Consider the following 11,028-nt stretch of genomic DNA (forward strand, 5'->3'; position numbering starts at 1 on the left):
TCCCCTATGAGAGCACATTCACATGCAGCAGGTTCCATAATGAATCAGGCAGCGTTCCGTACGCCGCCATGCGCTGGCGGATATGTAATGCCCTCCCGTACATGCGGGTTCCAATCCCGTACCCTCCGGCTACGCGAGAGGCTTTCACGTTCTGGTGCTCCGCTCTCTTTTTTCAAATCGCCCTTATTTGCAGCCCCCAATCCATACCTGCCGCCTCGCGGTGTGTGGAACGCTGTATTTCTGCGTACCCAAACGGATTAGAACTGGCAGGATCTTCTCGCGGGATTGCATGTCTTTTTGTTCACAAAATATTTTTATTATAAATATCAGTATAATATAAAATATTAATTCCAATCCCCATACAGCCGGCACGGCAGATCAAAAAAAGTTTCCAATTCGTAAATGATTTTTGTCGAATGTATACAAAAAGATACCTCACTTTATTCATATGATTTGATTGATAATCCGTATGCCTTATACCCCTTATGGTGAAGCGCCGAGATTGCTTTTATACCTCTCAGAATGAGTACGTTAAAGCTCCTAACCTATGCATATGCCTGCAAAAGCCCATTGACACCCACTCGGGAAACGTGCTCTCTTGTTCTCACAGGAACAAAGTCCTTTGAGGCACAGGCGTCCATAGTCCCCATACAGCCCAACCGTTCAGGCGTCTTCTGAACAAGGGAATGATGTATGCGATACGCTTCCGAAAGACTCTCGCTTTTCCGCACGGTGTTCGTGCAGGTCGCCGCGTTGCTCCTGTTCGCGGCGGGCGGGATGTTGCTCGCGGCAGCGGAAAGGGAACTGAACGTACGCCCCACCCACCATGCGGAAATGGCTCCCGCCGCCGAGTTGCTGGACAACCGGCTGCCCGCTGTGCTCAAAGGCCGGACGGACGAGCTCCCAGCGCCTGCCGAGAAATCGTTTCAGAAGAAGACCCGCGGTTCTCAGCCGCCCTTTGCCCTGAGCGGGCTTTCCCCCATGCTTCAGCCGGAACGTCCTGTCCGGCTCAGTGAAGCCGTCTCGACCCTCCTCCCCTCTTGGCGCGGCCTCGTCGCCTTTCCCCTGCCTCCCCCCGCGTCCGTCTAGCGGACCGGGAACGGCCTTTCGTCTCCTCTTGGGGGCCGTTCCCTCCACGCGCCTTGTTTTCCCATGTCGATTCCGGTCCGGATGTACCGTTCCGCCCGACGGGCTTTTCCGCAAAGCCTCCGTCTCTCGGCGTTCGTCTCCTCGCCTCAGGCTGGCCGCCTGGCGGAAGAACGCAGTACGTCCCGGATGCCCCGCATCCACACTGTGACGCATTACGACAGGAAACAGCCATGAAGATCAAGTCTCTTCTCGGAACGCTCGCGCTCTCCCTCGGTCTGCTCGCCTCCCCCGCCGCGGCGGAAAAGTTCGTCGTTGGCTTCCAGCCCTACGACACCATCTCCTATCAGGCCATCGTCAACGCCGAACTGGGGCTCTGGAAGAAGTATACCCCCGCCGGTACGGAAATCGAATTCCAGCCCGCCCTGCAAGGCACCGTCGTCGCCAACAACATGCTGGCGAACAAGGCGCAGGTCGGCTACATGAGCGTCATGCCCGCCACCATCCTCTGCTCCAAGCCGAAGCAGGCGGAAATCAAGATGGTCGCCACCCTCGGCATGTCCAAGGGCACCCGCTGCTCGCTCGTCGTGGTCCGCAAGGACGCCCCCGAATTCAAGAGCAACGAAGAAGTCGCCCGCTGGCTCGACGGCAAGATCATCGCCGCCCCCAAGGGCAGCGCGTCCGACCAGTACCTCCGCCGTTTCTTTGAAAAGTATAACGTGAAGCCGGGCGAATACCTGAACCAGTCCATCGAAGTCATCGCCACCAACTTCCGCATCGGCAAGATCGACGCCGCCTCCCTGTGGGAGCCCACCCTGTCCCGTATCGCCACCGACGTAGGCGAAGGCACCGCCCGCATCGTGGCCGACGGCAGCGCCTGCGACAACCCCGACCTCGGCATCCTGAACATGCGCGCCGACTTCGTGAAGAACCACCCCGACGTGGCCAAGGGCTACCTGCGCGCCGAACTCGAAGCACAGCGCTACATGCTCGATCCCGCCAACTGGGAAAACGTCATCAACATGGTTTCCAAGTACGCCACCGGCATCCCGAAGAACGTGCTGTGGTACTCCATCTACGGCCTCGTCCCCTCCGACAGTTCCGACCCCGTCCGCGAATGGAAGAACTTCTATTTCGGCGACCGTGAAAACGCCAACATCGTTGAAGTCGCGCCCTTCCTCTTCAAGTCCAAGATCATCAGCATGGAAAAGCTCCCCGACGGCACCGTCGACGACTCGCTCGCCCGCGAAGTCTTCAAGGAAGCCGGATACGCTCCCGCCAGCCCCGACGCCGCCCTCGGCGTGATCAAGGGTGCCAAGGCGGCCGACTGCCCCTTCAAGAACTAACCGGTCCCAGCGGTTCCGTTCCCCGCCGGAGCGGAACCGCAACGAAAACCGTTTGCGGCGGGCCCTCCCCCGAGGGCCGCGTCTCAGCCCCTGCGCCTCAAACGGGCCTTTCCCAAAGCTGAACCCACCCCAACCCCGAGGGGAAACCCATGAGCCAAGCCATCATGCAACGCCAGACGACCAAAGGCCCAAGCGCCTGGGAAGTGACGCTGGCGAATACGAAACTCTGGCTGAAGAGTCCGACCCCGTACCTGAACGCGCTCGGTCTGGTGGCCTTCGTACTCTTCTGGTACCTGACGACGGAATATTTCCAGCTGCCCTATTTTGAAAAGCTCCCCGGCCCCGTGGCCAGCTTCCAGGAATGGGTCTCCAAAGACCCCGTCTACGGGATCTCCATCTATACCAGCGACTATTACGCCCACATCGGCATCAGCGTCTGGCGCGTGTTCCAGGCCTTCATGCTCGCCACGCTCCTCGGCGTGCCCACCGGCCTGTTCATGGGCTGGAACAAGACGTTCAAGGACTACTCATTCCCGCTGCTCGAAACCCTGCGCCCCATCCCCATGCTGGCATGGGTCCCGCTGGCGATCCTGATGTGGCCCGGCCGTGAGGCGTCCATCGTGTTCCTGACGTTCCTCGGCTCCTACTTCGCCACGGTGCTCAACACGCTGCTCGGCGTGGAGTCCATCGACGAATCCTATTTCCGCGCGGCCCGCTCCCTCGGCGCGCGGCCCCGCGACGTATTCTTCAAGGTCATCCTGCCCGGCGCCATGCCGTTCATCTTCACCGGCCTCCAGATCAGCATGGGGTACGCGTGGTTCTCTCTGGTCGCGGGCGAAATGCTCGCGGGCGAATACGGCCTCGGCTACCTCATCTGGAACTCGTTCATGCTGGTGCAGTACCCCGTGATCATCATCGCCATGATCACGCTCGGCGTCATCGGCTCGTTGAGCAGCTTGCTCATCCGTATGATAGGCAACCGCCTCATGCAGTGGAAGGTCAGGGAGGAAGTACGATGAGCGGCAACGAAACGCCCACGCGCGGGCACATCCAGATCAACAACGTCAGCAAGATATACGATCCCGACGGCGCCAAGGTCCTCGCCGTGGACCGCTGCACCATGGACATCGCCCCCGGCGAGTTCTGCGTGGTCGTCGGCCCTTCGGGATGCGGCAAAACAACGCTCCTCAACGCCATCGCAGGCTTCCACAGCATCAGTAGCGGAGAAATCCTCCTCGACGGCGAAGTGCTCTGCTCCGCCGACAAGCAGGCGCAGCCCGGCTCCGACCGCATCGTGGTCTTCCAGAACGGCGCGCTGTTCCCGTGGTTCACCGTGCTCGAGAACGTCACCTTCGGGCCCATCGTCCAGAAAGTCATGAGCAAGGAAGAGGCGGAGGACAAGGCCATGGAGATGCTCGGCCAGATGGGCCTCATGGGCATCGAAAACAACTACCCGAGCGAAATCTCCTCAGGCATGCGCCGCCGCGTGGAAATCGCCCGGGCCATGATGAACAACCCCCGCGTGCTCCTGCTCGACGAGCCGTTCCGGGCCATGGATGCCCTGACCAAGACCGTGGTGCACCAGTTCCTGCTTCAGGTGTACGATAGGAGCAAGACCACCGTGTTCTTCATCACGCACGACCTTGAAGAGGCCATCTTCCTCGGGAGCAAGGTCTACATCATGACCACCCGCCCCGCGACCATCAAAAAGATCCTCGACGTGGACATCCCCCGCCCCCGCGACTTCCGCGTGCTGTCCTCGCCGACCTACACGCGGCTGAAGGAAGAATGCATCTCCGCCGTCCATGAGGAAGCCCTCAAGGCCTTCAAGGCCGGCGAACGGGAAATGTAACCGAAGGAGACACCATGTCGTCGATCAAAAAGAGCCTGTGCAGCGCAACCGCGCGGCGCGGCATCATCTCCATCATCGTATTCACCGTCGTTTGGGAAATCTGCACCCGCCTGCACGTGCCGATCATCGGCAACGTCCCCGCGCCCTCGTCCGTCATCGGCTCCATGGGCAAGCAGCTTACCGAAGCCTTCTACTGGATCTCGTGGCGCGACAGCATGATGCGCATCGTGGGTGGCTTCGTCCTCGCGCAGGTCATCGGCATCCCTCTGGGCCTGCTCCTCGGGGCCAGCAAGGCGGCGCACAACCTCATCTATCCGGTGTTCGAAATCATGCGCCCGGTTCCGCCGCTGGCGTGGGTTCCGGTCGCGGTCATCTTCTGGCCCACCCCTGAAATGAGTATGGTCTTCGTGACCTTCCTCGGGGCGTTCTTCATCGTCGTGATCAACATCGTGGACGGGGTGCGCAGCATCGACGCCCGCTACCTGCGGGCGGCCCGCTCCCTCGGTTCCTCGCGTTCCGACATGTTCTGGCACATCCTGCTCCCCGGCAGCCTTCCGAGCATCGTCGTCGGCATGACCGTCGGCATGGGCGTGACGTGGGCCGTCGTGGTCGCCGCCGAAATGATCGCCAGCCGCACCGGCCTCGGCTACCTGACGTGGAGCGCCTACGTTGCGGGCGAATTCCCGGTCATCATCATCGGCATGATGAGCATCGGCATCGCCGGATACGTTTGTTCGGCCATTATCCGCTTCGCGGGCACTCGCATGACCCCGTGGCTGCGTACCTTCTAAGGAGAGGCGACCATGAGCGACATCGGTATGGGATACGGCGAAATGCAGGTCGCCAACCTCTGCAAGGGCTACGGCATCGGCCCCCTGCACAAGGAAGTCATCAAGGATTGCTCCTTCACGCTGGAAAAAAGCAAGCTCACCGTCCTCATCGGGCCGTCGGGCTGCGGCAAGTCGGCGCTTATCAACATGCTGGCGGGCTATGAGACGCCCGACGCGGGCAGCATCCTCATCGACGGGGAAAAAGTTTCCGGCCCCGGCCCCGACCGTCTGGTCGTGTTTCAGGAAACCGCACTGTTCCCGTGGATGACCGTGTTCGAAAACGTCAGCTACGGCCCCCGCGTGCGCGGCGAGCTGAGCGGCAAGGACCTCGAAAACACGACCATGAAGCTGCTGGAAATGGTCGGTCTCGAGGATTTCCGCAGCAAGTACCCCTCGCAGCTCTCGGGTGGTATGCAGCGCCGCGCCGAACTGGTCCGCGCCATGATCAACCAGCCGAAGGTCATGATGATGGACGAACCCTTCCGCGGTCTGGACGCCATGACCCGCGCCCTCATGCAGGAATACTACGTGCGCCTTTTTGAGGAGCACCGGGGGACCAACCTGTTCGTCACCTCCGAGCTGGAGGAAGGCATTTTCCTCGCCGACCGTCTGGTCGTGCTGACGAACCAGCCTTGCCAGGTCAAGAAGGTCATGGACGTCAACCTGCCCCGCCCGCGCACCTTCGACATGATGGCCATGCCCGAATACGTGGACATCAAGCGTGAAGTCCTGGAACTGCTGCACGACGAAGCCATGAAGTCCTTCGCCACGGGAGCGGTCAACGCGGCGGATTTTCTCGAAGCCTACTCCCAGCTCGGGCAGGATCAGGCCCAGCCCCGCATGGGCGACCACAAGTAACGCAACGGCGGCCAAACCGAAAAAGGCGGGGAATCCCCGCCTTTTTCAGTTCTGATGGCCAGACACGACAAAACCCGTCCCACATGCTCGGGAACGGGCTGCTTCGTGTCGGCGCACCCTATGTGGCGCTACGCGTCTTTCGGCTGAATGGGGTATTTGGTCATAAATCCGGTAACGGTGGCGATGGCCACCAGCGTCCCGTCCGAATCGGTGATGCGGACGTCGTAGGTCCCCAGATTCCGGCCTGAGCGGATCTTGCGGGCTTCGCCGCGCAGGGGGCCGATGCGCCCCGGCTCGAGGTAGGAAATGTTCGTCTGGGCGTTGACGCAATAGAGCCCGGCGGCATTGGAAACCGTGGCGAACGTCATGTCCACCAGCGCGAAAATGGCTCCGCCGTGCGCGTGGCCCATGCCGTTGCGGTGGCGCTCGTCCAGCGGCATGATCGCCACGCCATGCTCAGGCCCGACTTCGAGGAGCTCGATCCCCATATGCCGGGCGAACGGATCATGATGGTTGAAATGGTAACGGACTTCTTCGTAAGACGGCATCCTGCCCTCCTGATGCGTGTGCGGCGGCCTTCGCGGGACGCCGGAAAGCGTTGTTTGTAGGACTGCGGAGCGCCTCTCCAAGCGTACGCGCAACCGTCAGCATACAAACATTTTTTCCCTGAAAACGCCAGCCCCCGCGCGGAACTGCCCAGCCTGCCCCTTTTCCTCCCCCCGTCCCCATATATCCAGATCGATTTTGCCGGATCACACCGCAGCCTTTTCCCTTTTTCAGCGAATCGACATCCTCTTCGGGGGCCACACGCGATCATGCCCTATATGCGGGATTGCCCCGTATGTATGAGCACCATTTCAGGGACGTATGACGTCCTTGCCATTTTTTTATCATGTCGCTTGTAGACAACCTCATACGAATCTGATATATCTATAGCAACAAAAATACTCCGTTAAACCGCATAATTATACATTAATATTCATAATTATATTAAAATACTATAAAAATATACATATTTTTATAATTATGTATATTTTATAAATAATTATACTCAATTTTCTTGTTTTTATTTATACAAAAATATCAATTTTGATTCATATATATTATTACATATTGAAATTACATGAAATATAGTAAAAAATTAACATTTTTTCGTTTACAAACAACCCGCAGCCCTTTATTTGCGGCGGTTACCCTGGGAGGTGATACATCAAAAAAACGATCCAACGGTGAGTCGCAAGCCTCTAACCCCTTACATTAAGGAAGAGAAACTCGATGAAATGCCCAAAGATCCTGTCCCTGCTGCTTATGATCCTGCTCTTGTCGACCGGCTATGCCTTCGCTGCCCCGAGCCAGACCCTGAAAATCGCCGCTGGCGATCCCGAAGATTCCGAAATGGGCGTGGTCGGCAACGCCTTTAAGGAATACATCGAAGAAAAGACGAAAGGTGACGTCGAGATCCAGTGCTTCTACAGCGGCTCTCTCGGCGACGAAAGCGAATGCCTCCGCAACGTGCAGAAAGGCACGCTGCCCATGGCGATGGCCGGCATAGCCAACCTCGTGCCTTTCGAGAAAAAACTCGGCCTGCTGACCCTGCCCTACCTGTTTTCCAACATCGACGAAGTGGTAACGGGCACCAACAGCGCTCCTGCGGAATTGTTGAACAGCTATGCCACAAAATCCGGATTCCGCATCCTTACGTGGACCTATACGGACTTCCGCTACATCTCCAATGCCAAGCGCCCCATCACCAAGATGGCCGACATGCAGGGCCTGAAGTTCCGCGTGCCCCAGAGCGCCGTGCTGATCGCCGCCTATAAGGCCTTCGGCGGCAGCCCGACCCCCATCTCCTGGGCCGAAACCTTCACCGCCCTTCAGCAAGGCGTCGTGGACGGCCAGTGCTACGGCTACATCGGCTTCAAGGCCAATAAGTTCAATGAAGCCAACCAAAAATATCTCACCGAAGTCCATTACACCTATCAGCTCCAGCCTCTGGTCATCAGCGAGCGCGTCTTCAAGAAGATGACCCCCGAAATGCAGAAACTGCTGATAGATGCGGGCAAATACGCGCAGGAAAAAGTGCTCAAATACCAGATCGAGCAGGCTGACGCGGCCAAGAAGTACCTCATCGACAACGGCCTCCAGGTCTCGCAGCTGGAAGACGAAGACGTGTGGAAAAAGGCCGCCATGGAAAAGGTCTGGCCTGAAATGGCCGACTTCGTAGGCGGCAAGGAAACCATCAACGCCTACCTGAAGGCCTGCGGCAAGCCCCTCTGGAAGTAACCCCTTCCATCCGGACCCGCTGAGCCCGGAAGGCCCTCCGGGCTCTTTCCCTCTCCGGACGGGGAAACGGGCCGGCTACTCGTTCAACCTTGACGGCACTTCCACCTTTTCCTTTTAGGGCGGGGAAACGGGGCATCCTCCCTGTACAGGAAAAATTTTTCCATTGAGCCCCACACATGAAAACGCCTCCCGCCCCTGAACCCGGGTGGGAGGCGTTTTCACGCTGGTGTAACGGGAAAGAGGCTGTCCGCATTGCGTTTCTGTTGCCGTTTCACCCGGTTCCGGGTAAAAATGCCGGAAAGCCGGGTGAAACGGAATCGCCGCATCCGAAAGCCCTCTGCGGAAACGCCGCAAAAGCCTTCTTCCCATGTCTTCGGAGGATTACTTGAGCGCCTTGAGGAAGCGGTCCGAGACGGCTTCGGGCGTGGCGTGCCGATGCGCCGTGTCGGGATTCATCTTCTCGGAAAAGGCCGCGATCTCGGCCAGCCATGCCTTCAGCGGGCTTTCCCCACCTTCCCCGAACAGGGCAAGCTGCTCTTCCAGAGAAAAAACGGGATGCTCCCGCAGTTCGGCAACGGCGTCGGCCTCGGAAAATTTTTTGCCCATCCACGCCTCCGCGAAGCGGACATAGGCTGGAGCCATTGCTTCCGGGCCCTGCGCCTTGATCTCGTCCACAACGCGCAGGTAAACCCTTAAAAATGCACGTACGGCGTCCGGATTCCTTTCCGTGAACGCGCGATCCGCGACAAGGAGCACGGGCTGCGTTGCACCGCAATCCTGCGAATGCGCCGCAACTTTGAACCCGAGCGTTTCGGCTTCACGGGTGAACGGCGACCAGACGGCGAGGATATCGCCGTACCCGTTCTTGAACGCGCCGAGGGCGGGTGTCGGTTCCAGTTCCTCGATCTTGACGTCCTTCTCCTCAAGCCCGAGCGCGGCGAGCCATTTGTCGAGCAGATAGCGGGCCGACGTTTTTTTGGGGCACAGGATGAGCTTGCCCTTGACGGATTCGGGCGTACCGAAGACATTCGGGAAGTCGGGATTGAATCCCTTTTCCGCAAGGATCGGGCTTTCGGGGCGGGTCAGGATCATGTTGGCCGAAGATTCGTCGTTGGCGATGGCAATCACTTCCACCTGATCGCTCATGGTGGCCTGCATGGCGGGAACCGCCCCGCAGCCGGCGATGGCCCAGTCGTAGGCCCTGACGTTTTCGATGAGGCTCTTGCCGGAATCGAACCGGAGCATGATGATGTCCAATCCGGCTTCCTTGTCCCAGCCTTTTTCCTTTGCGTACCATGTCAAAAACGCCTCGTGCTCGCCAAGCCATGCCGTACGGAGGGTTTCGGACAGGGAGGGCGACGACTGAAACAGGCTGCCGAAAAGCGCGCATACTGCAAACAGTGTCTTGAATCGCATAACAGGTTCCTTTGTGTTGAATGTTATAAACCGGGCTCAGGCCCGGATGCCGCCCGTCCATAAGCAAAAAGCGTTCCTACCCCTCACATCCCGGCGCCGGGGAACGAGGCAGAGCGCACGGGGAAAAGAGATGCTCCCGCAGTACGAATTTCAAATGACCCTCATCGCGCCCTACAAGGGCCTCGATGCCCGGATTTTCAGGCAGGTCGCCAAAGATCTGCGCTGCCGCATCAAATTCATGGATCTGGCCTTCGACGAGGCCATCGAAGCGGCGAAACGCCTCTCCCCGGATACCTGCGACGTCGTCCTCAGCCGCGGCGTCACCGTGGACGTCGTCAAACAGAATTCCTCCATACCCGTCGTGCCTATCGACTTCTCCGCATGGGATCTCCTGCAGGCGCTCCAGCCCTATGCGGGGCATGTCCGCAACGTCGCGTTCTTTCGGTACTCCACCCCGCTGCCCGGTCTTTCCAGCGTGGAAAAAGCCCTTGGCATGAGAATCAAGGAACACCTTTACGGCTCCAAAAACGAGATGCACCTCCGGCTCATCCAGCTGGACCCCGCCGACGTGGAGCTCTTCGTCGCACGCGGGACGCTCGTATGCCAATGGGCCACCGCAGCGGGTTTCCCCACGCTAGAGATCATCGACGGCGAAATATCCGCCAAGCGGACGCTCCTTGAGGCGGTCAACGTCGCCCGCGCCCGCCGGTCCGAACGCCAGCGCACCGCGCGCTTCGGCGCCATCCTCGACGCCATCGACGAGGGCATCGTGGTGTACGACGCACAGGGCAAAGTGAACCTCATCACCCCCTCGGCGGAATCCCTCCTCAACTGCGCGAAAAAAGAAGCCATCGGGGAACACATCCGGACCGTTATGCCCGGCGTCTTCTCTCCTGACACGCTGGCGGGCGATAAGGTGGAGCATGGGCGCGTCCACGACATCCGGGGGACCACCCTCGTCATCAACCGCGTGCCCATCCTTTTCCAAGGGCAGAACGTGGGGACGGTCTGCTCCATATCCGACGCCCGGCGTATCTACAAAGCGGAGGCAAAGCTCCGCAACAAATTAAAATCAAAAGGTTTTACCACGCGCTACTCGTTTGGGGACATCCGTACCCGCTCCCCGCACGTACGGCATCTCAAAGAGCTTGGCGTACTCTACGCCTCCACGGACGCCAACCTGCTCATCTGCGGGGAATCCGGCACGGGCAAGGAACTGTTCGCCCAGAGCATCCATGCCGCCAGCCTGCGCAAAGACAAGCCGTTCGTGGCCGTGAACTGTGCCGCCATCCCCGAAGGGCTGCTGGAAAGCGAACTTTTCGGCTATGAGGAAGGCGCGTTTACCGGCGCGAGGCGG

General features: G+C 59.2%; 10 protein-coding genes. 8 read left to right on the forward strand and 2 right to left on the reverse strand.

Annotated elements, in window-relative coordinates:
• The first annotated feature begins 693 nt into the window (after positions 1-693).
• The 6 genes from HMPREF0178_RS05435 to HMPREF0178_RS05460 all read left to right on the forward strand — a co-directional run bounded on the left by HMPREF0178_RS05435 (position 694) and on the right by HMPREF0178_RS05460 (position 5,972).
• Positions 694-1,089, forward strand: coding sequence for a hypothetical protein (locus HMPREF0178_RS05435; protein WP_009379696.1), 396 nt, complete (start codon positions 694-696; stop codon positions 1,087-1,089).
• Between the two features lie 230 nt (positions 1,090-1,319).
• Complete coding sequence (locus HMPREF0178_RS05440) at positions 1,320-2,432, forward strand: ABC transporter substrate-binding protein (protein ID WP_009379698.1); 1,113 nt, start codon at positions 1,320-1,322, stop codon at positions 2,430-2,432.
• Between the two features lie 149 nt (positions 2,433-2,581).
• The gene (locus HMPREF0178_RS05445; RefSeq protein WP_009379700.1) at positions 2,582-3,451 is read left to right on the forward strand and encodes an ABC transporter permease; all 870 of its coding nucleotides are present in this window, start codon (positions 2,582-2,584) and stop codon (positions 3,449-3,451) included.
• The gene (locus HMPREF0178_RS05450) at positions 3,448-4,284 is read left to right on the forward strand and encodes an ABC transporter ATP-binding protein (RefSeq protein WP_009379703.1); all 837 of its coding nucleotides are present in this window, start codon (positions 3,448-3,450) and stop codon (positions 4,282-4,284) included. The genes HMPREF0178_RS05445 and HMPREF0178_RS05450 overlap by 4 nt, the downstream gene beginning before the upstream one ends.
• 14 nt (positions 4,285-4,298) lie before the next feature.
• Positions 4,299-5,075, forward strand: coding sequence for an ABC transporter permease (locus HMPREF0178_RS05455; RefSeq protein WP_009379705.1), 777 nt, complete (start codon positions 4,299-4,301; stop codon positions 5,073-5,075).
• Positions 5,076-5,087: 12 nt separating this feature from the next.
• Entirely contained in the window at positions 5,088-5,972 is an 885-nt protein-coding gene (locus HMPREF0178_RS05460) for an ABC transporter ATP-binding protein (protein ID WP_009379707.1), read from the forward strand.
• Between the two features lie 128 nt (positions 5,973-6,100).
• On the opposite strand, the gene HMPREF0178_RS05465 is transcribed toward HMPREF0178_RS05460, so the two are convergent.
• Positions 6,101-6,520 carry a PaaI family thioesterase gene (locus HMPREF0178_RS05465; protein WP_009379710.1) on the reverse strand — a complete coding sequence of 140 codons (420 nt, stop codon included), beginning with the start codon at positions 6,518-6,520 and terminating at the stop codon, positions 6,101-6,103.
• Positions 6,521-7,247: 727 nt separating this feature from the next.
• Between HMPREF0178_RS05465 and HMPREF0178_RS05470 the strand changes: the two genes are divergently transcribed.
• Entirely contained in the window at positions 7,248-8,255 is a 1,008-nt protein-coding gene (locus HMPREF0178_RS05470; RefSeq protein ID WP_009379713.1) for a TRAP transporter substrate-binding protein, read from the forward strand.
• A 381-nt stretch (positions 8,256-8,636) separates the two neighbouring features.
• Here HMPREF0178_RS05470 and HMPREF0178_RS05475 read toward each other — a convergent pair whose 3' ends face one another.
• Complete coding sequence (locus HMPREF0178_RS05475; protein WP_009379715.1) at positions 8,637-9,671, reverse strand: ABC transporter substrate-binding protein; 1,035 nt, start codon at positions 9,669-9,671, stop codon at positions 8,637-8,639.
• Between the two features lie 130 nt (positions 9,672-9,801).
• On the opposite strand from HMPREF0178_RS05475, the gene HMPREF0178_RS22435 reads away from it, so the two are divergent.
• Positions 9,802-11,028: sigma 54-interacting transcriptional regulator (locus tag HMPREF0178_RS22435; protein ID WP_009379717.1), on the forward strand; the 1,227-nt coding region annotated here is incomplete at its 3' end.

Source organism: Bilophila sp. 4_1_30 (assembly GCF_000224655.1).
Taxonomy (GTDB): domain Bacteria; phylum Desulfobacterota; class Desulfovibrionia; order Desulfovibrionales; family Desulfovibrionaceae; genus Bilophila; species Bilophila wadsworthia.

Bases quoted from the DNA above. Each gene is read 5' to 3' on its own strand.
- HMPREF0178_RS05460 (WP_009379707.1), top strand. From the start codon at position 5,088: ATGAGCGACATCGGTATGGGATACGGCGAAATGCAGGTCGCCAACCTC.
- HMPREF0178_RS05475 (WP_009379715.1), bottom strand. From the start codon at position 9,671: ATGCGATTCAAGACACTGTTTGCAGTATGCGCGCTTTTCGGCAGCCTG.
- HMPREF0178_RS05470 (WP_009379713.1), top strand. From the start codon at position 7,248: ATGAAATGCCCAAAGATCCTGTCCCTGCTGCTTATGATCCTGCTCTTG.
- HMPREF0178_RS05465 (WP_009379710.1), bottom strand. From the start codon at position 6,520: ATGCCGTCTTACGAAGAAGTCCGTTACCATTTCAACCATCATGATCCG.
- HMPREF0178_RS05435 (WP_009379696.1), top strand. From the start codon at position 694: ATGCGATACGCTTCCGAAAGACTCTCGCTTTTCCGCACGGTGTTCGTG.
- HMPREF0178_RS05455 (WP_009379705.1), top strand. From the start codon at position 4,299: ATGTCGTCGATCAAAAAGAGCCTGTGCAGCGCAACCGCGCGGCGCGGC.
- HMPREF0178_RS05440 (WP_009379698.1), top strand. From the start codon at position 1,320: ATGAAGATCAAGTCTCTTCTCGGAACGCTCGCGCTCTCCCTCGGTCTG.
- HMPREF0178_RS05450 (WP_009379703.1), top strand. From the start codon at position 3,448: ATGAGCGGCAACGAAACGCCCACGCGCGGGCACATCCAGATCAACAAC.
- HMPREF0178_RS05445 (WP_009379700.1), top strand. From the start codon at position 2,582: ATGAGCCAAGCCATCATGCAACGCCAGACGACCAAAGGCCCAAGCGCC.